This is a genomic window from Thermodesulfobacteriota bacterium, assembly GCA_031082315.1.
Taxonomy (GTDB): Bacteria; Desulfobacterota; QYQD01; order QYQD01; family QYQD01; genus QYQD01.
Window position 1 is genome coordinate 68,781 of sequence record JAVHLC010000002.1, and the last position, 24,398, is coordinate 93,178.

A 24,398-nucleotide genomic window follows, 5' to 3' on the forward strand; every position below is an offset into this window, starting at 1 on the left:
AAAAATGTATAGTTCTCTTCTTTGCGCCTTTGCGGTGAAATATAACTTGCAAGTATGAAGGAGATTGTAGTGCAACCCATTGACTGTCGGGGGCTGGCCTGTCCTCAGCCGGTTCTTCGCACCAAGCAGGCCCTGGAAGAGATATCCACAGGCTCAATAATAGTTATAGTTGATAACGAAGCCGCTAAAGGAAATGTTACCCGCTTTGCGGAGAGCCAGGGATGTAAGGTCTCTGTTGAAGAAAAGGAGGGGGTTTTCTATCTCGCCATCGAAAAAAAAGAAGAGAGTAAGACAACCGGTACAATGCCTCCCAATTTTTTGACCTGTCAGCCGGGCCAACAGAAGATGCCCTCAAAAAAGGAGACCGCCTTTGTCTTTAAATCGGATCAAATGGGCGCCGGAGATGCAGCCCTGGGCAAGATACTCGTTCAGGCCCTGCTCAAGACCTTGTCCAGCGTGGATGAAAAACCAAACAAGTTGATCTTCTACAACCGTGGAGTATATTTAGCTATAGAAGGTTCAGAGGTACTTCCGATATTAAAAGACCTGGCGGCGAACGGTATGGAAATTCTGGTCTGTGGCACCTGCCTGGATTATTATCACCTGAAAGAAAAACTGGCTGTCGGCACTATTTCCAACATGTTTTCCATCCTGGAAACCATGGCCAAGGCCGATAAGGTCATTTTCCCATAAAACATGATGCCTATTTACTGTGATCAGGCCGCTACGTCTTTCCCTAAACCGAAAGCGGTAGTCGAGGCCATCTCGTCATTCCTTACCAATACTTCGGGAAGTCCGGGACGTTCGGCACACAGATACGCCATAGAGGCGGGGAGGGCTGTCTTTGAGGCCCGCGAGAGCGTAGCGGGTTTTTTCAATTGTCCTTCTTCCGAACAGGTCATCTTTACGGCCAATGTCACGGAATCCCTGAACCTCGTCCTTTTGGGTCTCCTCCAACCCGGCGACCACGTAGTTACCACCTCTATGGAACATAACTCGGTTATGCGGCCGCTGCAATATCTCAAGGAGTCCCGCGATGTAGATTTTACTGTAGTTTCCTGTGACAATCAGGGAAGGCTTGACCCGGAGAATATCCGAAAGGCCCTGCGGCCGGAGACAAGACTCGTTGCGGTCAACCATGCCTCTAACGTGACAGGGACTATACTTCCGATTGAAGCGGTGGGTGAAATCAAGGGGGACGCCTTTTTTCTTGTAGATACGGCGCAGAGCGCCGGCGTAATACCCATTGATATGCAGGAGGCTCGGGTCGATTTTCTGGCCTTTACCGGCCATAAATCACTTCTGGGTCCCACGGGCATCGGCGGACTCTGTCTGTCAAAAGATATTCGTCTAAACCCCCTTAAGAGGGGTGGAACCGGAAGCCGTTCTGAGTCTTGGGCGCATCCTGATTTTCTTCCGGACCGTTATGAAAGCGGCACGCCCAATACCTTGGGCATCGTCGGATTGAATACCGGAATAAGATTCATCCAGGAGCAAGGGATTGAACACATCCGGGCCCACGAATTGCAACTCATCCGGCAGATGATGGAGGGGCTAAGCGGTATCAAGGGCGTAAAAATTTATGGCCCCCGGGCTGCCGATAAAAAGACGGGTATTGTCTCTTTGAATATTGAGGATAAAAGTCCCTCTGAAGTATGTCTTATTCTCGACAGGAAATATGGTATAATGACCCGCGGTGGGTTGCAGTGCGCTCCTATAGCCCACAAGACCATCGGTACGTTCCCGAACGGCACTGTCCGTCTTTCCCTCGGTTATTTCAATACGTTGGAGGAAGTTGACCAGGCCATAAGGGCGATGGATGAGATAAGCCGCAGATTATAAACGGAAAGTAAGTACTCAGGTTCACGGTTCAAGGTTCAGGGGTTCAGGGTTAACGAAACCCAGAACGGTGAACGGTGAACCTTAAAAAGATGTCTACGAACAGGCCGGACGAACACGTGTTGTGCCATTCGTGGATTTATCAACTATCTCAAGAAATATGAAGAGAGCAAGGCAACCAACCGTGAACCGTGGACCTGACAACCTGAGTAGTTACAGTGACGCAAAAATTATCTTTATCTTTGACTCCATCCACTATGTCCTCAAGGCGGAGAAGGCGCTCAAAAAAGAAGATATCCCCTGTGAACTCATACCCGTCCCGCGTGAAATCAGTTCAGACTGCGGTATGGCGCTGGCTATAGATGAAAGCGCCGGCGGTGTCGCCCGGGAAAGACTGGCAGAACACCATCTGGAATTTTCTATCTTCCGAAAGACAGGAAAAGGCTATTTCAAGGCCCCCGCATAAAAACTTTCCCAGAGATACTACTCGGGCATCCCCGAAGAACAAAATTCTTGCCAATCAGGTAGAACTGCGCTACCTTTGCTTATTGTGGGTTCACCGTACGCGAACCAAGAAAACAGATAAACTGGATTCCGGGTCAAGCCCGGAATGACAAGAAACATTAATATTCGCAAAGGATTATGTCGCTCTGTATAGAAAGGGATCCCTGTGAATTCAGAAGAAATATTATTTACCTGTCAGATGTGTAATGACTGCTGTTATGGCGAGAATACTATATGCCTGACTCCGGTCGATGTTCGCCGTATCGCCTCCGGCCTGGGTCTTCCTGAAAGCGGATTTCTGGAAAGATATTGCGTCTCCAAAGGCCCCCACGTCCAGATGAAGGTAGTGAATAACCACTGCATATTCTGGGATGGGCAATGTTCCATACATGCGTTTAAGCCCGGGCGTTGCCGTGAATGGCCTTTTGTCCCCAGCCTCCTTGATCAGGCCAGTTTTCTGATAATTCAACAAAATTGTCCCGGGTTTAATAAGGACATCACTTTTGAGGATGCCCTGCCCTATGTTGAGACAATCCTTGGCGGAAAACCGGCGGCAAAGGAATGAAACCGGCGGTAGAAATCCAAGATGAAGGGAGATCCGCTTCATGGACAAAAAAATACTCGTGGCCACTGATGGTTCCATACATTCGGAAAAATCTATAGCCTATATCGGGCATCTCTTCGGTAAGGATTCCAGTATCCGGGCAACCCTTTTTTACGTTCTTCCCCCACTGCCACCTGTTCTCACTGAGAAAGGAGAAGGGTACGGCGACTGGCAGGTGTTAAGCCAGAAGGCCAAGCAATTGATGGATATTCACAGACGCAAGGCCCGGGCCGTCATGGATAAAGGAAGGGCTATTCTTATGAGGGCGGGTCTTGGCGAAGAAGTCATTAATACTCAAATCGTGGAGAAAAAAATAGGATTAGCCAGGGATATTATCTTTGAGGCCGAAAAAGGAAATTATGACGCTGTAGTCGTTGGACGCCGCGGTCTATCCAAGTTGGAATCGGCTATCATGGGGAGTATATCCACAAAGGTTGTACAAGCGCTGCAAACCCGGCCTGTCTGGGTGATAGACGGGAAGATAACCTCCAATAAGATCCTGCTGCCGATGGACGCCTCAGATGCATCTCTGAAAGCCGTCGATCACCTGGGTTTCATGATCGATGGCCTGCCCGGCATAGAAGTCACACTTTATCATGTCCTGCCCGGGCTTGGTTTTTTCAGCGCTGAAGAGGAAGAGGTTGATCTGTCGGATGTAGAAGATCTGTGGATGGAAAAGGAGGCCGAAGACATATACGCAATCTTTGAACAGGCGAAAAAGATGCTGCAGGACGCGGGCCTTCCGGGAAAACAAATCAAATATAAAATCAAAAAGGGGCCAACCAACGTAGCCAGAGAGATTCTTCGTGAAGCGCAGCGGAGGGATTTTGGTACGATTGTTATGGCCAGGAAAGGGGTGTCTAAGACCCGGGAATTTTTTATGGGAAGCGTTTCCAGTAAGATTCTGGCCTCCGCTGAGAACCTGGCCGTCTGGATAGTATAGTGAAGATCAAATGCCCGGTCTGTCATAAATCAACTTCATGGGAAGGGAATCCTTTCCGTCCCTTTTGTTCCGAGCGCTGCAAACTGATCGATCTCGGTAAATGGATTGATGAAGGCTATCGTATCCCGGGTGAACCGGAGACTGCAACGGCTGATACGGAAAAGGAAGATAGGGATTAGCTATTCACGCAAAGCCGCAGAGTACGCAGAGAAATAGGTTTTTAAAAATAAAAAATGGTAACATTTTAGCTACTTGAAGACATTGGATTATCTCAGCTTTCAAGAGACTGAAATGCTGCAGATTCTTAAATTTGGAACTCAGGAACTCATGGAGAAAAATACTGTTCTATTCCTGATTTCTTGATTTCCAGATTCATTCATATAAGTGGTAACACTTTAGGTTTTACAACGCATCGCATTCACGACAGGCTTTCAAAAATCTAAATTATTACAAAAAATGCCCTTTCTTTGCGTACTTTGCGCCTTTGCGGTGAAAAAATTGTCAGGGAGGTTGTGTGTGACACCGCTTAATTACGATATTGTTATCCTGGGAACAGGCCCGGCCGGACTGCAAGCGGCTATACATGCGGCGAGGCGCAAGGTCTCTGTTTTGGTCATGGGAAGATTGGACAAGAGCAGTCTTTTTGCCGCTGCCCATATTGAAAACTATTGTTCAGTTCTTAATACCAGCGGCGCTGAGCTGCTTGAGACGGGGAAAAAGCAGGCGGAGGCCTTCGGCGCCCATCTCCTGGGAGAAGACGCCCTGGAGTTGGAAAAGGCCGATCGGTCCTTTGTTGTCAAAAGTGAAAGCGGCAAAGAAATACAGACCCAGGCCCTTATTCTGGCCACGGGCGCGGCTCGCAAGAAGTTGGGACTCAAGGGGGAGAAAGAATTGTTAGGGCGGGGGATAAGCTACTGCGTCGATTGTGATGCCAACTTCTTCCGCAACCAAGTGGTGGCCGTTATCGGAAACGGTTCGGCTGCCGCCACTGGCGCCCTTACCCTCCTTAAGTATGCGTCAACGGTCTATCTGATTTGTAAACAACTCTCTGTCGTCCCATCCCTGGAACGCCGGATTAAAGAAAGCGCAGTTAAACTCCTGGAAGGCAATTGGATTAAGGAACTCAAGGGAGAAGATGAGCTTAAAGAAATCGTGTTGACAGACACCCGCACCCTCTCCTTAAACGGCCTTTTTGTCGAATTGGGGGCCAAAGGAATTTTGGAGCTGACGCTTAATCTTGATATAGCACTGGATCCCGAATCCTATCAATTCATAGTAACGGATAAAAGGCAGGCGACAAACGTGCCGGGCATATTTGCGGCCGGGGACATCTGCGGGCTACCCTTCCAGATGGCCAAGGCGGTGGGCGAAGGTTGTGTGGCCGGTATAAGCGCCGCCACCTATGTAAAAGGACAGGGCAAGGAAGGCGCCGAAGGTCAGGAGCCCGGGCATGATTATTAAGCAGATGATAGTCGGTCACATGGCGGTCTGCTGTTATATAGTCGGCTGTCCTCAAACTAAAAAGGCGCTTTTCATCGATCCGGCCGGGAATGAAGATGAAGTTGTACAGGCCGCAAAAGACCTTGGGCTTGAAATCCAATATGTGGTCAATACGCATGGCCACCCTGACCACACCTGCGGGAACAGGCGCATAAAGGAGTTAACCGGGGCGCAGATAGTCATGCACGAGCTGGATGACGATCTCTTTTCCGACCCGAAGATTCAGATGTTTTACCGCCAGATGGGGTTTAATCCGGCCCCCCCTGCGGATATCCGTATTAAAGATGGAGATGCAATAACCGTGGGGAATGCTGCGCTCAAAGCTATCCACACGCCCGGACATACTCCAGGGGCTGTCTGTCTTTATGGCGAAGGGAATCTTTTTACCGGGGATACCCTGTTTGTGGGAGCGGTGGGGCGAACTGACCTGCCTGGCGGCTCATTTGAGACTCTGCTCCAATCCATAAAAGAGCGGATTTTGCCGTTGCCGGACGAAACCATCATCTGGCCGGGACATAATTATGGAGACTCACCTGTCTCGACCCTGGGAGAGGAAAGAGAGACGAACGCTTACGTTACGGACTTCATTAAGTAATTTCCATCCGAAAACCCCAAAACTCCGGATGGAGCAATCAGCGCTCAGCTATCGGCATTCAGCTTAAGATGCTGTTTCTCTTTTTTTGCTGACGGCTGACAGCTGATCGCTGAAAGCTTGAATTCGGAAACGACAGTTTTCGGATAAAAACCAAGTAATTGTCATGCATATCATAGCCTTCGGCGATATCCACGAACGCACGGAAAATATAGAAAAAATTAAAGACCTCTCCCGCGCTGACTGTGTCGTTATCACCGGCGACCTAACAAATGTGGGTGGGATAGATAAGGCCAAAGCGGTCTTGGAAAACATCCGAAGATATAACCCTAAGGTTTATGCCCAGGCGGGTAATTTTGACCAGAAGGCAGTACAGGATTACCTGACAGAACTCCATCTAAACCTTCACGCCAACGGGTTTTTGATAGAGAATGTAGGCATTTTTGGTGTGGGCGGTTCCAATTATACGCCGTTTAACACACCTATCGAATATAGCGAAGAAGAGATCGAGAACTTCATTTACCAGGGGTTTGCAAAGGTTAAAGATGCAGCCCTGAAAATCTTCGTTGCCCACGCTCCTCCCTTTAATACCAGCGTGGATGTGGTTGCTGGTGGCCACCATGTAGGAAGCAAGGCCGTGCGCTCCTTCATTGAGGAGCACCAGCCCCAGGCATGTATCACCGGCCATATTCACGAGGCCGCAGGCCAGGACACCATAGGCCGGACTATGATTATAAATCCAGGGATGCTGAAAAATGGCGGATATGTAGAGATACTGATTGACAGTAAGGATATCAGGGCGGAACTTAAGAGGATTTAAGCGGCAAAAGGGGCGGAGATAACAAAACTGATAACAATTAGCCCTTGCGTTGTAAGATACCCCGTGTTAATAATTCATCCGAACGTTTTTAGGGTTCGGGGCGTGGCGCAGCCCGGTAGCGCACCTGCTTTGGGAGCAGGGGGTCGGAGGTTCAAATCCTCTCGCCCCGACCATTCATATTCAAAAGATTAACCACAGAGCACACAGAGAAAATATTTATTGATACCTGTAATATTAATGTCCTATCTTCATGTATTATTGTCATTCCGGGCTTGACCCGGAATCCAGTCTTTTTTCTCTGGATTCCCGCTTTCGCGGGAATGACAGACTACTTATTACCCATACAATTGCCTGAAGACTTAGAATGTTACGAACGCAGAATCGCCAGAAATTCCTCGATCTGGTAGAGGTTTTCACCTGTTTTTTGCATTAGGACCTTTACATCTTCCAGGGACATGGAAAGTTCCCGCCAGGCGGCCGGGCTGACATCAGGGACAAAGTCATCACCACCGCACCCGAGATCCATCCCCCGGCAGATTATATCCGCCAGATGAATGATCGAGGCAAGAAGAAACTCCTCATCCTTGCCGTTTGGGGCATGATGAAGGCATATAGCGGAACAGAGTGCAGGCGGGAAATGCCAGTTCTTGGCCATCACATAACCTATCCAGGCATGATCCGTATCTAATACCTTTTCCTCGGCCTCCCGCATAGGTATATCTTCTTTAATCATAAGATCTAAGATTTTTTCCGCCTCCGGCCGCAGAAACTGGACTATAAAAACCCGGCCTATGTCATGCAACAGGCCGCCAATAAAGGCATCTTCAGGCTCTTTAAACTTGACATGTTCGGCCAGATTTTTGGCGACAAAGGCCGTACCTACCGAATGTCCCCAGAACTTGCCTGCATCAAAGACCTTACACCCCTTATCACCGGAAAACGCCTTGAGCACGGAAACCGAAAGGATAACATTCCGCACTGTATTTAAACCCAAAAGGACCACAGCCTGTGAAAGAGAACTGATCCGTCCCTGAAAGCCGTAAAACGATGAGTTGACAAGGCGGAGTATCTTTGCAGTTAATGACTGATCGAGGCTGACGATCTCCGTGACCTTATTAACGGCTACATCTGGATTTCTAAGGAGCTGTGCGGTCTGGAAGGCCACTGCGGAGATAGTGGCCACCTCAGAGGTCTCTTTTATCTTCGCCCTGATCTCTTCACGATCCATTGCTGATATTTCCCTTCATAAACTCCCTGAATATCTCTTTTAGGCCCATCATGGTGCGGTTATCAGGAGAGGCCCGGCAGAATTTCCTCTCAATTAAGGTGTCCACCCTTTGCATTTTTTCTTCCAGGGCCTTTGGGTCAACACGGGCCACCTCCTCTTCCACTTCGATGGGAATACTGCTAATACCTAACCTCTTGAGTCTATCTATGATGTCCGGGGTCAGTTTGGCGTCCTTTGCCAGGATCATCTGCCCCTGGGGATTTAGCATGTCTTTACCTACCACCGATCCTGGCCGGACCTCGTCTATTTTTACACCCTTGATAATTTTTCGTTTAGACATAATCAATCCCTAAATCCGAACAAGCCGGAACCAAATTTGCCACAAAGGCACGAAGGAATTCGTGAATGGCTTTGTGGTTTGCCATTGCCATCAGCCATGAGCCATGAGCTATGAGCTTTCTATCTGTACACATAAATCCACCCCACTATGGGGTCTATCTCATGAAATTTCTTGACCTTTTCCAGATACGCTTCTTTAAGAACGGCATCCTTCGGCATAAGCAACCGGCCGGAATGCGTCTTTAACTCCCGGGCCAGAACCATATCCGGTCGCAGATCCGCAAGGGTAACCGCCACCTCTCCCCTGTCTGCCTTCTTGATCGCTGAAAATGCCTCTATGGCCGCAGAAACCACAGAGGGATCCAGTTCACCACCGGCTAAGTTACGTAAGCGATGCAGCACATCCTCTCTCGATATATCCTTGCGGGCCGAAAGATGATCATAGACATTGGCCACGGCTATGACGCGGGCCCCCAAGGGTATCTCTTCCTTCTTCAGCCTGTCCGGATACCCGGCGCCGTCAAACCGCTCATGATGTGATTTGACCAATATACTGACCTGATCCAATTTGGGTACGGAATTGAGTATCGCATAACCTAAGGCCGGGTGTTGCTCATAAAGGGCCTTTTCTGCTGCGGTCCGCTCCGAACCCTTCTTTCTGATTATCTCTCGCGGGATACCGATCAGGCCTATGTCATGGAGGGATCCCGCAGCCTCTACTACGTCCAGTTCCTCTCCCCGTAAGTCGCACTTTTCGGCCAAAAGCCGGGAGAGGACGGCTACCCTCTTGGCATGGCCCCCCAAGGCAGGGTCGTACATCTGCATAAGATCCATGAAGATGCGAATGGTCTTGAAATAACTCGACTGAAGTTCTTTATAGAGGCGGCTTATTTCCTGAGTCCGCTCCTCCACCTTTCTTTCCAGGTTTTCGTTTAGCTCTTTAAGATCGGCGTTTTGCTGGACCGTCAGCTCAAAGAGCCTCTGGTTTTCCCGGCGCAGGTGGTAGAAATCGATAGCCTGCTTTATGTTTGCCTTAAGATCAAGGTCGTTCCACGGCTTGGTTATAAAGCGATAGACCTGTCCCTGGTTTATGGCGGCCATGGCTGCGTTTATGTCCGCATATCCGGTCAATATAATGCGTATGGCCTCTGGCTGGATCTCTCTGGCCTTTTCCAGAAATTCAGTGCCGTCCATCTCCGGCATTCTCTGGTCAGATATGATGAGAGAGACAGGTTCGTGCTTTAGGATCTCAAGAGCCTTCTCAGGACTGGCGTTCGTTATGACATTATAATTTTCCCGCCGTAAAAGGCGCTGCAAGGCAGAAAGGATATTTTCTTCATCATCTACCAGCAGGATGGTTCTGGTTGTGTCTTCCATCGTGAAACCTTATCTTTTAAATTTTCGAGTAGTTGTTTAGCCACTACGGCCCTAAGATGTCAGATTAGTTTCGAATTTCGAAATTTTTAACTTTGTGTCTTAGTGACTTCGTGGCCGATTTAAAAACGAAATCACCGTTCCAGAACGGGGCACTTCAAAATTACCTCTGGAAAGCGGGATACAGTACACGTCAAAACTGCTACCATCTGTATGTTTATATTGCCCCTCTTTCTGCTCTTCAGAATTTATGGCATCAGCAATAATCCCTATCAGTTCCTTGCCAAAATGATGCCTTAAGTTAGAACCAAGGAGTGCCTGGCCTTCCGGCTCAAAGTAACCCCGGGCCAGACTATTTACCAGGACTATAGACCCTTCGTTATCCGTACCGAGCACTGCTATAGGGAGACTTTCCAGGATGTCCCGTGCCAGTTTCAGGGCCTCATTCTGCAATTTAATTTCGGCTATCCTGTTTTCCACTTCTTTCCCCAGATTCTTATTAAGATACTTAAGTTCCTCGTTCTGTTTCTTAATGGTTTCGGACAGCGCCTTGTTTTCCCTTTGCAGACGCGCAATATCCAGGGATTCCCTAATAGTGGTTCTCAGGACCTCATCTTCCCACGGCTTTAAAATGAACTTATAAACATTGCCGACATTGATGGCCTCGGTAATGGAATTGACGTCTGTGTATCCACTCAGGATGATACGAATCGTCTCTGGATACAGTTCCTTGGCCCTGGCCAGAAACTGTGTCCCGGATATCTCCGGCATCTTCTGGTCGGATATGATGAGGTCAACATGCTCTTTTTCCAGTATCTCGATCCCTTCTGCGCCGCTGGAGGCCGTAAGCACCCGGTAAGGCTCCCGGCGGAAGACTCGCCTCAAAGCCTGCAAGATGTTGGCCTCGTCATCTACGATGAGTATGGTGTTATCCTCCATGTCATCTATCCTCTTTTATATCCAAATAGCTTACGCCGGTAACATTATCGTAATCGCCGTCCCTCTGCCTACTTCGCTTGAGGTCTCAATAGTTCCCCCGTGGGCCTTGATTACCTCGTAACATACACTTAAGCCGGTTCCTGTGCCCTGACCGACCGGCTTGGTGGTAAAAAACGGGTCGAAGATGCGGGTAAGATGATCCGGCGGAATGCCGCAACCGGTATCGCTTATCTCTATTTTTACCGTCCCATTTACAAAGATGGTACCAATGGTTATCTCTCCCTTGTCCTTAATAGCCTGTATGGCATTGAGGATAACATTCATAAAGACCTGGGAAATCTGATGAGGATGGCATTTAACAAGCGGAATATTATCCCCATAGCGGCGGACGATCTTAATACCTGCCCGCAGCTTATGCGCCAGGACACTGAGCGTTGCGTCCAGAGATTTATGGATATCAAGTAAACTTACCGTTGCGTCATCTACATGCGAAAATTCTTTTAGATCCGCGATGATCTTCTGTACCCTGGCTATTCCGTCCAGAGTTTCGGAGACCAGGCCCTGAAAATCTCCCAGCAGCATATTCAGGTTGTCTCCAGCCTGTCCCGCAAAAATTTCTTTCAAAGGGTTGAGGCGGAGGTCGGCGTCGCCGTCCAGGTCTGCGCTTATGGCCTTACAGGTTTCAATTTTTTCTATGAGCTCACCGGTCATTTGAAATGAAGTATTTATGTTGCTTTTAATGAAGGCCAGGGGGTTATTGATTTCGTGGGCCACGCCCGCGGCCAGTTGCCCGATGGAGGCCATCTTGTCTGCCTGGAGCAATTTCACATAGGCCTCTTTCAGTTCCGCCTTTTTTTCCTCTACCTTTACCTCCAGGCTTTCCGACAGATCCCGGTAACGCCTTTCGCTCTCTTCTAATTCCTTGTTTTTCTGCACTGCCTCTTCATATGAGAAGGCCATAATCTGACTCTGAGCGTCAATCATGAGGGCCTGTTTCAGATTAGTCCGCAATATCAGTTCGGTCACGCCGGCCAGCGGTTTCCCTGTAGCCTGCGCGTTCGTTAGGTTTTCCTCTTCTGCTATCGGGCCGAGGACTAGAGCCCCCACAAGTTCGCGCTCATACCGCAATGGGAATGCCATACAGAGGCCGTCTTCGGTTACAAACTGATCGAGGCGCTCATCGCTATCCACAAACTGAAACCATTCTATAATCCTCGGATAAAGGACGGTTTCGAGATAAGAGGTACTAAGCTTTTTTGTGGCCAGGATGAGCCGGTCCGTTTCCCAGAGCGACCAGGAGAAATCCCAGTATTGTTCCACCACGTTCTGAAAGAGATCCCTTGTGTCTTCATTCATTAGCTTGAAGAGCTTTCGTTCGTTATCCAGCATGATCCGGATCGCCCTCTGGCGTTTCACTGCCTTTTGGCCCATTGACGGGCAATGTAACGATGAAAGTGGTCCCTTTACCTACCTCGCTTTCCACTTTGATCTCGCCGTCGTGTTTCTTGACGATGCTGTAAACCATACTGAGACCAAGCCCCGTCCCTTTCCCCACCGGTTTGGTAGTAAAAAAGGGATCGAATATCCTAGGCAGGTTCTCCGGGGGAATACCCTTCCCGGTATCACTTATGCGGACCTCCACCATCGGCTCAGCGCCATCCAGATACGCCGTGCTTATCTTTATCTCACCCTTATCCTCAATGGCATGGGCGGCATTGACCAGGATGTTCATAAAGACCTGATTGATCTGCTGGGGGTAGCAGTAAACCTCCGGTATGCCCCCATAGTCCTTCTTCACCGTGGCCTTGTACTTGAGCTCGTTCCGGACGATGTTCAAGGTACTCTCCATGCCCTTATTTAAATCCGCCCAGTTCAGTTCGGCCTGGTCCACGTGCGAAAAGTCCTTTAAATCCTGCACGATTTTCTTGATCCGATCCATTCCCTCCTTGGACTCGGCGATGACCTTATCAAAGTCGCCGAGGACAAAGTCCATGTCCATTTTCTCTTTCGAGTTCCGGATGGCCTCTAAGGTGCCGGCTAAGTCCTGGTCATGGGATAGAGCCGGATTCCCGACCGCCAACTGTTCAAGTTTCAGGAAGTTGTTGATGAGTGTGTTCAGGTCCTGCCGGTACTCATCCAGTGTGGTCAGGTTGCTGTTGATGAATCCCACCGGGTTATTGATCTCATGGGCCACGCCGGCGGCCAGTTGGCCGATGGAGGCCATCTTCTCCGACTGCACCAGTTGGGCCTGATTCTGTTTAAGCTGCTGGTTTGCTTCCTCCAGGCTTATTTTAATCCGTAATAATTCTTCTTCCATCTGTCTGCGTTCGGTAATTTCCTGTTGAAGCTCTTCGTTAGCCGCTGTTAGTTCGGCGGTGCGCTCTTCCACCATGCTTTCGAGCTGACTTTGGTACCTCTTCAACTCCTCCTCGGCCTTTTTGCGTTCAGTAATATCGCGTAGAAACTCAACTACCATCCGGGGACGGCCGTCTTCATGCCGTGCGGCAACACTGGCCGTGCCCCAGAAGATATGTCGTTTACCATCGGCCCCCATAATTTGCGTTTCAAATTCGTGGACCCGGCCATCCTCAAAAACCTTCTTGACTATACATGATTCGCATAAGGCATCGCGCCCATGGTAAACAACATGGCATTTTTTGCCGGCCATGTCTGATCCGGATAAATTCTTCGCTATATTATTGGTCCACACGATATTAAATCGGTCGTCTATCATAATCATCTGATCCGTCACCGAATCTACAATACCGGCGAGCTTTTCTTCGCTTTCGCGCAGTATCTCATTGGTCCGTTTGCGGCTACTGATAGTGGATTGGGCATAGCCGCCAAACGTAATGAACATAAGCGTGACTAAGCTGCGCATCCAAAGTTCATGTGTTGCCGGCCTAAAGATTTGTTGGATAAGAGTGCCCTCGTGTAATACAAGAGAATGGATAGCGGCTTCAACGAACCAAAAGAGTAACCCTAGCCCCACACCGATCCACGCTGTTTTATCCGACAGATATAGAAAATTTTTATCTTCTTTCTTCATCGTATATTCCCTTGAAAGATTGTATCGGCGCTATATCGCCCGGTTACAACTTCACCTGCTTCTTAAATTCATATCGGCCTAAAAAAATAATCCATTAAAAGAGATAAACGAGCAAACCATCCCATTTCGTTCATTATATTTTTTATTGCGGACAGCCGTCTTATTAAAGTTTTTATGTCCTTACTCCGAAAATGGAAGATAGAAGACAGGAGTCAGAATACAGGGGATCAGGAGTCGGAAAACAGAAGAAAGATGAAAGAATCGAGACATCCTGACTCCTGTATACTTTCTTTGCGTCTCTGCGGTGAAATTTTTGACAATACGGAAGTGCCCGATGGGAAATTATACGCATACCGTTTTGCTTGTAGATGATGAGGCCAATGTGCTGAGGAGTCTGGAAAGGACCCTGCGCAATGAGGAATATGCGATACTCAGCGCAGGCAGCGCCGCAGAGGCCCTGGACATTTTGGAGACCATGCCGGTTGACCTTATCATTTCCGACATCGGGATGCCTGAAATGAACGGTTTTGAGCTGTTGAAGGTGGTCAAGGAAAAATACCCGGCCATCGCCCGTATTATTCTTACCGGGCAGAGCGATACCCCGACGGTCCTCAGGGCCATCAACGAGGGCGAGGTTTACCGATTTTTTACCAAACCCTGGGATAATGAGGAGGTAAAGGTCTCCATCCGTCAGACCCTCAAACATTTTGATTTCTTACGTGCGGCGCACAAAATGATGTGCCGGTTGAGAGAGCAGGACCGCCTGATCCAGGACCTGGAAAGACGCCATCCGGGTATAACTCAGGACGCGGCAGAAGATGTTTTTGTATTGCCGGAGGAATATTTTTCCGAATCGATCGAAGCTGATATGAATAAATATTTTGCAGATACCCTGGGTATGCAACCGGATCGAAAGGAATAGAGAACACCTAGACCCGCCCGCCATCTGTTATCTAGATTTGACCTCCGCAAGCTATTTGGATGGTCCAGGAATGTCGATAGTCGTGCAACTGCCTCCCGCGCAAGAACGGTTATTCACGCTCGTACCACTGGAACCTGCTCCAGACCGGCCGCCGCCCATAGTATAATTAGAGCGGCTCATAACTCTCTCGAAGGAATTACATCCGCATTTGGGACACTTGGCTTCAATCCGGTCCTCTTTATTTAACGCCAGGAGCTCAAAGATATGCTGGCAATCCAGACAGCGAAATTCATAGATTGGCATCCGTCGTCCTCCTAAATAGTTCCCATCCGGAAACCCAAAAATTCCGGATGGAGCACTCAGCAGTCAGCTATCAGCGTTCAGCTTAAGATGTTGTTTATCTCAGATTTTTTCTGACGGCTGATGGCTGATCGCTAAAAGCCTGAATCCGGAAACGGTAGTTTCCGGATGAACACTATTTTACCAAATCTTCACGCACAAAAACAGCCTCAAGGTCATAGCCTTTCTCTTTAAGTAATTCCCTTCCACCTTCGTTACGATCAACCAGGGCCAATACCTGGACGACCTTGAATCCCTCGGCCTCGGCCCTCTCTATGGCCTTAAGGAGTGTGCCGCCGGTCGTTACCACGTCTTCTACTATAGTCACTGCGGCCCCTACTGGTAAGTTATTTTTACCCTCAATCCAGGAAGCTGTTCCATGCTTCTTGGGTTCCTTACGGATGATAAGGGCATGGATGGGATTCCCGGCCATATAACTGGCCACGGCTATGGCCGCAACCATCGGATCAGCGCCTAAGGTCATTCCCGCAACGCCCTGAACCTTCACCGGGGCCTTACGGATACGTTCAAACATCACCTTTCCCACTAAATAAGCCCCTTCCGCCGAAAGCGTAGTCTGTTTGCAATCTATATAAAAATCACTCTCCCGGCCGGAAGTAAGGACAACTTTCCGTTTTTGGTAAGATTTTTCAATAAGGATGGCCTTAAGACGCTCTTTTTCATTATCCATGTGTTTCTCCAATTTTGAGCTATCAGCTATCGGCTTTCAGCTGTCAGCAGAAGCCTAAAGCTGAAGGCTGATGGCTACCCAAACACCCGCTTGAATATAGTATCCACATGTTTCAGATGATGCCTGAGATCAAAAGTCTGCTCAAGTTCTGCTCTGCTTATATAACGCGCCAGATCTTTATCCTTCAGAAGGAGTTTCTTAAAATCCCCTCTCCTCTCCCAGGCCTGCATAGCATTTCTTTGCACTATGCGGTATGCCTCTTCCCGGCTTACACCCTTTTGCGTCAAAAGGAGAAGGACCTGCTGCGAAAATATCAGTCCGCCTGTCTTCCGCAGGTTCTCAGCCATCCGTTCGGGATAAATAATCAGACGATCAAGGAGGTTTGTAGCGCGATGCAGCATAAAATCAACCAGTATAGTGGCATCCGGGGCAATAACCCGTTCCACTGAAGAATGGCTTATATCTCTCTCATGCCAGAGAGGGATATTCTCCATAGCGGCTACGGCATAGGAACGTACCAATCGCGCCAACCCGCAGATGTTTTCAGAATTGATAGGGTTGCGTTTATGGGGCATGGCCGAAGAGCCTTTCTGTCCGGCGCTGAAATATTCCTCGGCTTCCAGGACCTCTGTCCTCTGAAGATGCCTGATCTCAACCGCAATCTTTTCTAAGGAACCGGCCAGGACGGCCAGGGTGTTAAAGAAGTGGGCGTAGCGATCACGCTGGATAATCTGTGACGAAGCCGGGGCCGGGTTGAGACCGGACTTCCGGCAGACATAGGCCTCTACCTCCGGGTCGATATTGGCAAAAGTACCCACTGCGCCGGAAAGCTTCCCGTAGGCAATGGTCTCTCTGGCCTCCTTTAAGCGGGCCAGGTTACGCCGCATCTCATCATGCCAGATGGCCAGTTTCAGGCCGAAAGTAATGGGCTCGGCATGAATGCCGTGCGACCGGCCGATCATAACTGTATCCTTGTGTTCCAAGGCCCGCCTTTTGATAACCGAGAGCAGCTTATGCACATCCTCAATAATAAGGTCCGCCGCCTCTTTAAGAAGAAGGGCCATACTCGTGTCCAGGATATCCGATGAGGTCAGCCCCCAGTGGATAAACCGGGCCTCCGGCCCGACATTCTCGGCCACGTTGGTTAAAAAGGCTATAACGTCGTGCCTCGTCTCTTTTTCTATCTCGTCTATGCGAGCTACAGAAAAAGATGCCTTCTTCTTTATTACCTGCAAGGCCTCCTTAGGGATAACCCCCAGTTTGGACCAGGCCTCGCAGGCCAATATCTCCACCCTTAACCAGGCGCGGTATTTATTTTCCAGCGACCATATAAGGGCCATTTCCGGTCGTGTGTACCGTTCAATCATCTCATCTTCCCTCCATTTAGAGCCAACCGTGAACCTTGGAACTTTGAACCTGAGCAGTTACAACACACTTAAAAAAGGCTGTCTCCCTTACCGACCATGATAAAAGACTGGACTTTGCGCACCCCCGAGACTCCATAAGCATATTTTATAGCCAGACCGGCGCGTTCTTTGCTGTTTACTATCCCCGCCATAACCACATGCCCGCAAACCGTATAGACATCTATCTGAAAAACCCGGAGATTAGGGTCACCGATAAGCTTCGTATTGATCCGGCTCGTAATCAGGCAATCGTCAATAAAGCCATTAAGGGAATGCCCCGGTTTACGTCCGGGCAAAAAGTAAGTTTTCACCTCCCGCACCCCAGGCGCTCTCCGCGCCAGAAAAGTAGCGCGTTTAACCTGGGAGCCGGATTTAATAATTCCGGCTAAGACCACATGCCCCTTGTGAACCATGACCTTGATGTCAAAGACACTTAGTATAGGGTCATCGATGAAGCTCTTGCGTATCCTGGTTGCAATGACCGTATCATCGACACAACAACAAACCGTTCGTTCGTCTGTTGCCAACCGATAGGCCGTAGTCATACAGCCCGATGTGCTAAAAATTATACATGTTAAAATAATCAGCAAAAAGTGGCGCATGGCTAAATCCAGCCTCGCAGAAACCAAAACGACTTTAATAAAATTATCGTGGTGTGGCAACTACAAAAAATAGCCCAATTTTATCCTGATTGATGTATAATAACCCACCATGAAAGAGTTCAGTCTGACCCCGGAAGAAAAGAGGATTCTCCTCCAGGTAGCGAGGGAAGAGATCACAAAAAACCTGATGGGCGCCGGAGAAAAGACAGCCCTGCCCGCCGGCGGTGAGATCCATGCCCCTCACGGGGCATTTATCACCCTCCATAAACAGGGGCGCCTTCGGGGTTGTATCGGCATATTTTCTTCCGCTCAACCACTTCATCAAACAGTGCGTGAAATGGCCTATTCTGCTGCCTTTAAGGATCCGCGGTTTGCGCCGCTTACGGCCGACGAACTCCCTGGTATCGACATCGAGATATCGGTGCTATCGCCTCTAAGAAAGATCGATAATATCGACCAAATAGAAGTAGGAAAGCATGGACTCTATATTATCAGAGGGTTTAATCGCGGTGTTTTACTCCCCCAGGTGGCTACCGAACAGAACTGGGATAAAATTACCTTTCTCGAACATACCTGTTACAAGGCCGGTCTGGATAGGGATTGCTGGCGCAGCGGGGCCGAGATATACGTATTCACTGCCCTGATCTTTGGTGAAAAGGCCCCCGGGTCAATCTAACCACCACAATCTCCGGTGGAGTCAGGAATCTCAGAGGAGGCCCCCAGGTGCCGACTCCACGGCTGACGTAGAGCCTCCGGCCGTTTAGCACATAAAGTCCGGTCTTGAGCGGAAAGAAAATCCTTGTGACAAAGCCAAATGGATAAAGCTGCCCGCCATGCGTGTGGCCGGATAGTTGGAGGTCTATGGGCAAATTAGTTACGTAATCTTCCGAATTAGGCGGACGGTGAAAGAGAAAAAGTGTGAATAACCCCGGATCGCACCGGGCCACCAATGACACCGCCCCGGTTTCTCCCTTGCCCCCAAAAGGCCTGCCAGCCGGGTCGTCGATCCCAACTATGTTAATTATTCCCCTTACATTGATGCGCTCCCCTCTCAATAACCTAAACCCGGCCTTCTTTATAAATTCAGAAGACTTTTCCACGCCGGCATAAAACTCATGATTACCCATTACCGCATATTTCCCCAGGGGCGGGGTCAAGGACCTAAGCTCGCCCGCCAGATGGTCTATATTATCTACCTCCTGATCCACCAAGTCGCCGGTTGAAACAATCATGTCCGGATTAATCTTGCGAAGCAACCCGGTTATCTTTTTAAGCCTCACCTCACCGATAATGACTCCCAGATGGGCATCTGAAATCTGGGCGATGACCAGCTCTTTAATTCCTTCCGGCAGCTTCGGAGTAGGGATGGAGACATTTGTCACCCGGATATTAAGGGCCTCGTAATAGGCATAGGTGCATATAGCTAAGGGAATGATGATAGTCATAATGAACAAACCGCAGTTCCTGGGCAAGGGGTCCTGCCTCTGCCTGGATAACCCCCGGGTTAAAAGACCATAAGCCAACCCTCCAAAATCAAAGATTAGACTTACCAGGAAGAAATAAAAAATAAAGCCTATCCAGAGAGAAGAAATATGGGTCAGCACATAACCAAAGACAAAAAACCTTTTCCAGGCAAACATCCGGCACACTACCGGAGAGATCACCATGATGCCGAAAAAAACGGCTAATACCTTATAAAAAGCATGCGGGAAATTTGTATGGGACCGGATGCGTCTGTAGAGATAAAAATGAACGCCGCCGTAACTAAGCGAGAATACCGAGAAGAAGATCAAAAAAGACAGCCAGCGGTTCATAATAATAACCTGCCTTAAAGAGGCTAAAAAGGCAAGCGGCTTTTATCTAATGAATTCACTATTCCCTTGAAAATCATCCATAAAAAATAGTAATAAAGAGCAGCAACTCACGCGAAAGGGGATACTCCCATGAAAGTAACCTGCCTGGGTGCGGCACGCACCGTTACCGGTTCATCATTCCTCCTGGAGAGCAATGATATCCACATCCTCATAGATTGCGGCATGTTCCAGGGCAGCCAGGAGATACAGAAGAGGAACCGCACATTTCATTATCCGCCGGGAGATATCGACTATCTCCTCCTTACCCATGCGCACATCGACCATAGCGGTCTGGTACCAAAACTGGTGAAAGAAGGGTTCAAAGGCCAGATTATCACTACCAGGGCCACGAATGAACTTTGCGGTATTATGTTGCGGGACAGCGCCCATATTCAGGAGACAGAAGCAGAGTGGGAACACAAGCGTAATAAAAGAAGGGGGAAGAAGGGCCTACCCCCTGCCCCACTCTATACTGTGAGAGATGCCGAAGCCAGTATGCGCCTATTCAAACCGATAGATTACGGTGAACTCATCCAGCTTACCCCGCAACTTAGCGCCCGATTTCTGGACGCCGGACATATTCTGGGATCAGCCTTCATCGAAATCTGGGATCATAGCGTGTCGCCACCCATGAAGGTGGTCTTCTCCGGTGACATAGGCCAGAAAGAGCAAATGCTTGTCTCCGACCCGACCGCCATCCAGGAAGCAGATTTTCTTTTCATGGAATCCACCTACGGCGACCGTCTGCACAAGAGCAAGGAAAAGACACATCGTGAACTTTTGCATGCCATCCAGGAAGCCGTAAAGAATCATGAGAAGGTCATTATTCCGGCCTTTGCCGTGGAACGCACCCAGGAACTGATTTACATCCTGAGCCGCTTTTACCACGAAGGGCTGCTGCCCGAAATACCCATTTATATAGACAGCCCCCTGGCCATCTCCGCTACCGAGGTCTTCCGCAATAATACGGAGTTCCTGAATGACCAAACCCATGTCCTTCTGGGAAGAGGAGATCATCCGCTGGCCTTGCCCACCCTCTCTTTTACGCGCACGACCGAAGAGTCCCGGGGCATAAATCAGAGTGAGGGACCAGCCATTATTATCGCCGCCAGCGGCATGTGTGACGCCGGCCGAATCAAACACCACTTACGAAACAACCTGTGGCATCCTGGCGCTCACATCGTTTTCGTCGGCTATCAGGCCCAGGGGACACCAGGGCGGCAGATCATCGACGGGGCGCAAAAGATCAAACTTTTCGGAGAAGAGATCGCCATAAAGGCCAACATCCACACTTTGGGCGGTTTTTCAGCCCATGCGGATCAAAGGGAGCTTCTGGAATGGCTTGGGAACTTCAGCAATCCCCGCCTGAAGGTCTTTGTTGTCCACGGCGAAGAGGACGTCAGCCTGGAATTTGTGAAGGCTATCGAGCGCACCTTCTGGCTGGAGGCCAGGGCTCCAAAATGGCTGGAAACCGTAGAGCTTTCACCTGTAGCCGCACAGGCTGAAACCGTCAAGACTGAGGCGTTACAGGTAATGCCCGATCTGAATCGTATCGAGATGGAGATACGCAAACTAAAAAACAAACTCTACAGTAAAAGTGAAGGCCGCCTGGAAGAGAAGGAGACAATCAGCGCCAGGCTAAAGATATTAACTGAAGAGCTCCAAGAACTTATCAAGATGACCACAAATTAATTAGTTTCCATCCGGGAACCTAAAAATTCCGGATAGAGCAGTCAGCACTCAGCTATCAGCGTGAAGCCGGTCCACCGTTCACTGTTGACCGTTTACCGAAAGAAAATGTCGGACAACGGTTAACGGTTAACAAACATGCTGACGGCTGAAGGCTGATCGCTGTAAGCGCGAATCCGGAAACGGCAGTTTTCGGATGAGCACTAATTAGCCAAGGCGTCCTGTATTACCCGCATTATCTTCTCATAATCAAAGGGCTTGGTTACGAGAAAGTCCACGCCATCGCCCTTTAGGGTCTCAGTGTCAAACTGCGCTCCCCAGCCGGTGATCATTATAGTTGGTATATCAGGCCGTAGGTCCTTTATCTTTCTGGTTAAAACCCGCCCGGACATGCCGGGCATACCCAGGTCGGTCATAAGCAGATCAAACCGGCCTTTCTGAAAAAGCTCTATACCTGATTCGCCATTTGTGGCCGTAACTACCCGGTGGCCAACGCGGCCCAGGAGTTTATCCAACACTATCAAAATCTCCTCATCGTCATCCACAATCAGGATATCTGCCTGCTTCATAGAAAAATCAGCGGAGACATCGGCCCTTGCTTGTCCTTTTAATTTGGCGATGGGGAAATGGAGAACAAATTCTGTCCCCCGGCCTTCTTCGCTTTCTACTTCTATCTCCCCGCCATGCCTGGTTATGGTGCCATAAGAAACGCTCAGACCCAGGCCCATGCCTTTCTTCCCCTTGGTGGTAAAAAAGGGGTCGAATATCTTCTCCTTAACCTCCGCGGACAAGCCGCAGCCGGTATCTGCAAAGCGAATTTCTATTCGCTCATTATGTATGCCGGTTCGGATCGTTATCTTCCCGCCAGTGGTCATCGCATCCACTGCATTGAAAATGAGATTGGTAAAGACGTCCTTAAGCGCCGAGGGATTGCCCATTACAGGCCCTATCTCACCTAACTCCGTCTCCAGATCGATATTTATACCTTCCATCAGCGGCTTTTCTTTCCAGTTGGGACGGGTAAGCTGGACCACATCCTGGATAAGTTCATTAATATTGATAGGGCCAAAGTCTTCGTCCTTGCGAATACGTGTAAATTCCTGCAACCGCTTAATCGTATCCGAGGACGCCCTGGCCCCCTTTTCTATGGCCTTGAGCCTTTCCCGTAGATCGGGTTCGTCGATTTGTAATAACAATATCTGGGCGTTGCCTAAAATAGACATGATAACGTTATTAAAATCATGGGCTATGCCCGAAGCCATCTGTCCCAGGGCCTTAAATTTCTCTGATACCACCAGCTGATCCTGTGTGGACTTAAGCTCTTCAAAGGCCCGGTGCAGCTCCTCGTACAACCTGGTATTCTCAAGAGATATGGCCAGGGGTGAGGCCAGACCATCCAAAAATGCCTTGTCATCCCCTGTAAAATCCTCTTCTCCTTCTTTATTGAAGATACAGAGCATCCCCATAACCTTACTCTTACAGACAAGCGGCACCGCAATAAGGGAATGAATCTTCTTGCCGGTAACATACATGTCCAACTCAGACAGCCCCTTGGGATAAATAACTGTTTTCCCGTCTTTAAGGGCTGCTTGAAAGGCTGAGGCAGACATAAACCTCTCTTTTAACTCCTCGACTTTTTCATCCAGTGTTGAAGTCCTGGCCACGATATTTGTCTGGCCTTCAGGGTCAACTGAAACAATGAAACCGGCCTGTGCCTTTATGAAACGGCAAATGCGGTCTAAGATAACACCCAGGACATCCTGGAAATCAAGTATGGATCCCAAATTAAGAGAAAAATCATAAAGGGTTCGGTAGCGCTCCTCTGACTTTTCCAGCTCGCGCGTCCTCTCTTCTACACGGTTTTCAAGGGTCTGATGATGTTCCTCCGCCTGCCTTTTAAACTCGCCGAGGCTGCGGGCCATCTGATTAAAATTTTCCGCCAACTCACCGATCTCGTCTCGCGACGGGACACTGACCCGCTCTCCAAATTGCCCTTCCGCAATCGCTTTAGAGGCATTAGTTATGGTCAGAATGGGCCTGGCAATGCTCCGGCCCACCCTAATTGTAGTAAACACAATGACCCCGCCAACCAGGAGCATAATGCCCGCAAACCAATATCTAAGTGTACGGATCCGGCCAAAGAACTCTTTCTCATTAGCTTCGATGAATAATTTCCACCCGAGTCCCTTAAAATCCTCAAACCCTGCCGAGCCGGCATAAGCTGCGGTTTTAACCAGGCCACCCCTGGAATAGCGTAAAAGCCCGTAGGTATCAGTCAAACTCTTGCCCGAATCAATGCTGATGCCATCGCGTTTCAGGCTTTTGCCTACCAGTTTTATTTCGGCATCGCCGATTACTCTGTCGCCGTCAGCCGTTGTCAGGAAAACGCAATTGGAACCCATTCCTGATTGTAAAAAATTCCTATGCACATTCTCCATCACCCGTTGAAACGGCTGCCACGAAAGGCGGGCCAGCAAGAAACCGATGATCCTGGGTTGTCCGGCCCCTGGTATGGGTCTGGAAAGGAGCTTGCGGGTCAGCCCGGCCAGGCTATAGGACTGAGATGTAGAAATAACAGGGCCAGCTATATTTAAACCATATCCGCCATCGCCATAAATGGCATCCCCGATAGGCGAGATGTCCCAATCTCCGACCACCAGGCCCTGCACGGGCGCCCTTTTAAACCAGGCTTCTTCTCTAAAATTATGCCCTTGTATCGTAGAAAGCGTCCGGGAGGGGATAGGGCGGCCAAGCCTGTCTATGGTATTTGTGGCCAGAAGGCGGCCTTGTTTATCGAAAACAAGAAAGAAATCATAAAGCCGGTGATCCAGCGTCTGCTGGTTCAGAAAGCGGGTTAATTCTTCTTTTTTATTATTCTCAAGTGCAAACGTGATGGTAGGCGACGGCGCCAGTGTCCTGACGTCCACCATGCGCTCAAAGATTATGTGATCGATGCTCTGGATGGTATTGCGCGCCGTAGCCTGCAACTGTTCGCCGATCTCTTTTTGCAGGGCGCTCCGGGCGCTAAAATAGGCCATCGCCCCGACAATAATTAGGGGAATAATGGAGAGGAGAAGAAACCAGAAAAGTAGTTTCCGGCGAAGGGGAGAATACGGTAACGTCTTGATGCCCATCAATCCAGCCCGTTTTTTGTCTTATTATGAC

24 protein-coding genes and 1 tRNA gene are annotated in these 24,398 nt (G+C 49.2%); 13 read left to right on the top strand and 12 right to left on the bottom strand.

Going from position 1 to position 24,398, the window contains the following annotated elements; all coding sequences use genetic code 11:
• The first annotated feature begins 69 nt into the window (after positions 1-69).
• From yedF to RDU59_02240, 10 genes are all read left to right on the top strand, one after another.
• A complete protein-coding gene (gene yedF / locus RDU59_02195) occupies positions 70-693 on the top strand; it encodes a sulfurtransferase-like selenium metabolism protein YedF (GenBank protein ID MDQ7837286.1) in 624 nt (207 codons plus the stop codon).
• A 3-nt stretch (positions 694-696) separates the two neighbouring features.
• Positions 697-1,842, top strand: a complete 1,146-nt coding sequence (locus tag RDU59_02200) for an aminotransferase class V-fold PLP-dependent enzyme (GenBank protein MDQ7837287.1) — start codon at positions 697-699, stop codon at positions 1,840-1,842.
• Positions 1,843-2,023: 181 nt separating this feature from the next.
• Positions 2,024-2,305, top strand: coding sequence for a DUF3343 domain-containing protein (locus RDU59_02205; GenBank protein ID MDQ7837288.1), 282 nt, complete (start codon positions 2,024-2,026; stop codon positions 2,303-2,305).
• A gap of 204 nt (positions 2,306-2,509) precedes the next feature.
• On the top strand, positions 2,510-2,908 hold the full coding sequence (locus RDU59_02210; protein MDQ7837289.1) for a YkgJ family cysteine cluster protein: 399 nt from the start codon (positions 2,510-2,512) through the stop codon (positions 2,906-2,908).
• 40 nt (positions 2,909-2,948) lie between these two features.
• On the top strand, positions 2,949-3,890 hold the full coding sequence (locus RDU59_02215) for a universal stress protein (protein MDQ7837290.1): 942 nt from the start codon (positions 2,949-2,951) through the stop codon (positions 3,888-3,890).
• Positions 3,878-4,069, top strand: a complete 192-nt coding sequence (locus tag RDU59_02220; protein MDQ7837291.1) for a DNA gyrase inhibitor YacG — start codon at positions 3,878-3,880, stop codon at positions 4,067-4,069. The genes RDU59_02215 and RDU59_02220 overlap by 13 nt, the downstream gene beginning before the upstream one ends.
• A 337-nt stretch (positions 4,070-4,406) precedes the next feature.
• Positions 4,407-5,351, top strand: a complete 945-nt coding sequence (locus RDU59_02225; protein ID MDQ7837292.1) for an FAD-dependent oxidoreductase — start codon at positions 4,407-4,409, stop codon at positions 5,349-5,351.
• The gene (locus RDU59_02230; protein MDQ7837293.1) at positions 5,341-5,985 is read left to right on the top strand and encodes an MBL fold metallo-hydrolase; all 645 of its coding nucleotides are present in this window, start codon (positions 5,341-5,343) and stop codon (positions 5,983-5,985) included. The genes RDU59_02225 and RDU59_02230 overlap by 11 nt, the downstream gene beginning before the upstream one ends.
• Before the next feature lie 163 nt (positions 5,986-6,148).
• Complete coding sequence (locus RDU59_02235; GenBank protein MDQ7837294.1) at positions 6,149-6,802, top strand: metallophosphoesterase; 654 nt, start codon at positions 6,149-6,151, stop codon at positions 6,800-6,802.
• 96 nt (positions 6,803-6,898) lie between these two features.
• Positions 6,899-6,975, top strand: a tRNA-Pro gene (locus RDU59_02240).
• A 194-nt stretch (positions 6,976-7,169) separates the two neighbouring features.
• Here RDU59_02240 and RDU59_02245 read toward each other — a convergent pair.
• From RDU59_02245 to RDU59_02270, 6 genes are all read right to left on the bottom strand, one after another.
• The gene (locus tag RDU59_02245; GenBank protein MDQ7837295.1) at positions 7,170-8,030 is read right to left on the bottom strand and encodes an HDOD domain-containing protein; all 861 of its coding nucleotides are present in this window, start codon (positions 8,028-8,030) and stop codon (positions 7,170-7,172) included.
• A complete protein-coding gene (locus RDU59_02250) occupies positions 8,020-8,370 on the bottom strand; it encodes a hypothetical protein (GenBank protein MDQ7837296.1) in 351 nt (116 codons plus the stop codon). The genes RDU59_02245 and RDU59_02250 overlap by 11 nt, the downstream gene beginning before the upstream one ends.
• 119 nt (positions 8,371-8,489) lie before the next feature.
• Positions 8,490-9,746: a response regulator gene (locus tag RDU59_02255; protein MDQ7837297.1), complete on the bottom strand. Its 1,257-nt coding sequence runs from the start codon at positions 9,744-9,746 to the stop codon at positions 8,490-8,492.
• A gap of 99 nt (positions 9,747-9,845) precedes the next feature.
• On the bottom strand, positions 9,846-10,682 hold the full coding sequence (locus tag RDU59_02260; protein MDQ7837298.1) for a response regulator: 837 nt from the start codon (positions 10,680-10,682) through the stop codon (positions 9,846-9,848).
• A gap of 30 nt (positions 10,683-10,712) precedes the next feature.
• Complete coding sequence (locus tag RDU59_02265) at positions 10,713-12,071, bottom strand: ATP-binding protein (GenBank protein MDQ7837299.1); 1,359 nt, start codon at positions 12,069-12,071, stop codon at positions 10,713-10,715.
• Entirely contained in the window at positions 12,061-13,731 is a 1,671-nt protein-coding gene (locus RDU59_02270) for an ATP-binding protein (protein ID MDQ7837300.1), read from the bottom strand. The genes RDU59_02265 and RDU59_02270 overlap by 11 nt, the downstream gene beginning before the upstream one ends.
• Before the next feature lie 334 nt (positions 13,732-14,065).
• Here RDU59_02270 and RDU59_02275 point away from each other — a divergent pair, with 334 nt between their 5' ends.
• Positions 14,066-14,653 (top strand): response regulator, encoded by a 588-nt coding sequence (locus tag RDU59_02275; GenBank protein ID MDQ7837301.1) that lies wholly within the window; start codon positions 14,066-14,068, stop codon positions 14,651-14,653.
• Positions 14,654-14,704: 51 nt separating this feature from the next.
• Here the strand turns inward: RDU59_02275 and RDU59_02280 are convergent, their stop codons facing one another.
• From RDU59_02280 to RDU59_02295, 4 genes are all read right to left on the bottom strand, one after another.
• Entirely contained in the window at positions 14,705-14,956 is a 252-nt protein-coding gene (locus tag RDU59_02280; protein MDQ7837302.1) for a zinc ribbon domain-containing protein, read from the bottom strand.
• Between the two features lie 172 nt (positions 14,957-15,128).
• Complete coding sequence (gene pyrE, locus RDU59_02285) at positions 15,129-15,683, bottom strand: orotate phosphoribosyltransferase (GenBank protein MDQ7837303.1); 555 nt, start codon at positions 15,681-15,683, stop codon at positions 15,129-15,131.
• A gap of 74 nt (positions 15,684-15,757) precedes the next feature.
• Entirely contained in the window at positions 15,758-17,050 is a 1,293-nt protein-coding gene (gene purB / locus RDU59_02290) for an adenylosuccinate lyase (protein ID MDQ7837304.1), read from the bottom strand.
• Positions 17,051-17,118: 68 nt separating this feature from the next.
• Complete coding sequence (locus tag RDU59_02295; protein ID MDQ7837305.1) at positions 17,119-17,691, bottom strand: BON domain-containing protein; 573 nt, start codon at positions 17,689-17,691, stop codon at positions 17,119-17,121.
• 109 nt (positions 17,692-17,800) lie between these two features.
• On the opposite strand from RDU59_02295, the gene amrA reads away from it, so the two are divergent.
• Positions 17,801-18,367 (top strand): AmmeMemoRadiSam system protein A, encoded by a 567-nt coding sequence (gene amrA, locus RDU59_02300; protein ID MDQ7837306.1) that lies wholly within the window; start codon positions 17,801-17,803, stop codon positions 18,365-18,367.
• On the opposite strand, the gene RDU59_02305 is transcribed toward amrA, so the two are convergent.
• The gene (locus RDU59_02305; protein MDQ7837307.1) at positions 18,324-19,505 is read right to left on the bottom strand and encodes a metallophosphoesterase; all 1,182 of its coding nucleotides are present in this window, start codon (positions 19,503-19,505) and stop codon (positions 18,324-18,326) included. The genes amrA and RDU59_02305 overlap by 44 nt on opposite strands.
• A gap of 129 nt (positions 19,506-19,634) precedes the next feature.
• Here RDU59_02305 and RDU59_02310 point away from each other — a divergent pair, with 129 nt between their 5' ends.
• Positions 19,635-21,236 (top strand): MBL fold metallo-hydrolase, encoded by a 1,602-nt coding sequence (locus RDU59_02310; GenBank protein ID MDQ7837308.1) that lies wholly within the window; start codon positions 19,635-19,637, stop codon positions 21,234-21,236.
• 200 nt (positions 21,237-21,436) lie between these two features.
• Here RDU59_02310 and RDU59_02315 read toward each other — a convergent pair whose 3' ends face one another.
• Positions 21,437-24,367: a response regulator gene (locus RDU59_02315; GenBank protein MDQ7837309.1), complete on the bottom strand. Its 2,931-nt coding sequence runs from the start codon at positions 24,365-24,367 to the stop codon at positions 21,437-21,439.
• Positions 24,368-24,398 lie beyond the last annotated feature (31 nt).

Excerpts from the sequence above, each read along its gene's own strand:
- RDU59_02200 (MDQ7837287.1), top strand. The coding sequence starts at position 697 with ATGATGCCTATTTACTGTGATCAGGCCGCTACGTCTTTCCCTAAACCG.
- RDU59_02215 (MDQ7837290.1), top strand. The coding sequence starts at position 2,949 with ATGGACAAAAAAATACTCGTGGCCACTGATGGTTCCATACATTCGGAA.
- RDU59_02230 (MDQ7837293.1), top strand. The coding sequence starts at position 5,341 with ATGATTATTAAGCAGATGATAGTCGGTCACATGGCGGTCTGCTGTTAT.
- RDU59_02235 (MDQ7837294.1), top strand. The coding sequence starts at position 6,149 with ATGCATATCATAGCCTTCGGCGATATCCACGAACGCACGGAAAATATA.
- RDU59_02245 (MDQ7837295.1), bottom strand. The coding sequence starts at position 8,030 with ATGGATCGTGAAGAGATCAGGGCGAAGATAAAAGAGACCTCTGAGGTG.
- RDU59_02250 (MDQ7837296.1), bottom strand. The coding sequence starts at position 8,370 with ATGTCTAAACGAAAAATTATCAAGGGTGTAAAAATAGACGAGGTCCGG.
- RDU59_02255 (MDQ7837297.1), bottom strand. The coding sequence starts at position 9,746 with ATGGAAGACACAACCAGAACCATCCTGCTGGTAGATGATGAAGAAAAT.
- RDU59_02260 (MDQ7837298.1), bottom strand. The coding sequence starts at position 10,682 with ATGGAGGATAACACCATACTCATCGTAGATGACGAGGCCAACATCTTG.
- RDU59_02265 (MDQ7837299.1), bottom strand. The coding sequence starts at position 12,071 with ATGCTGGATAACGAACGAAAGCTCTTCAAGCTAATGAATGAAGACACA.
- RDU59_02270 (MDQ7837300.1), bottom strand. The coding sequence starts at position 13,731 with ATGAAGAAAGAAGATAAAAATTTTCTATATCTGTCGGATAAAACAGCG.
- RDU59_02275 (MDQ7837301.1), top strand. The coding sequence starts at position 14,066 with ATGGGAAATTATACGCATACCGTTTTGCTTGTAGATGATGAGGCCAAT.
- RDU59_02280 (MDQ7837302.1), bottom strand. The coding sequence starts at position 14,956 with ATGCCAATCTATGAATTTCGCTGTCTGGATTGCCAGCATATCTTTGAG.
- pyrE (MDQ7837303.1), bottom strand. The coding sequence starts at position 15,683 with ATGGATAATGAAAAAGAGCGTCTTAAGGCCATCCTTATTGAAAAATCT.
- purB (MDQ7837304.1), bottom strand. The coding sequence starts at position 17,050 with ATGATTGAACGGTACACACGACCGGAAATGGCCCTTATATGGTCGCTG.
- RDU59_02295 (MDQ7837305.1), bottom strand. The coding sequence starts at position 17,691 with ATGCGCCACTTTTTGCTGATTATTTTAACATGTATAATTTTTAGCACA.
- amrA (MDQ7837306.1), top strand. The coding sequence starts at position 17,801 with ATGAAAGAGTTCAGTCTGACCCCGGAAGAAAAGAGGATTCTCCTCCAG.
- RDU59_02305 (MDQ7837307.1), bottom strand. The coding sequence starts at position 19,505 with ATGAACCGCTGGCTGTCTTTTTTGATCTTCTTCTCGGTATTCTCGCTT.
- RDU59_02310 (MDQ7837308.1), top strand. The coding sequence starts at position 19,635 with ATGAAAGTAACCTGCCTGGGTGCGGCACGCACCGTTACCGGTTCATCA.
- RDU59_02315 (MDQ7837309.1), bottom strand. The coding sequence starts at position 24,367 with ATGGGCATCAAGACGTTACCGTATTCTCCCCTTCGCCGGAAACTACTT.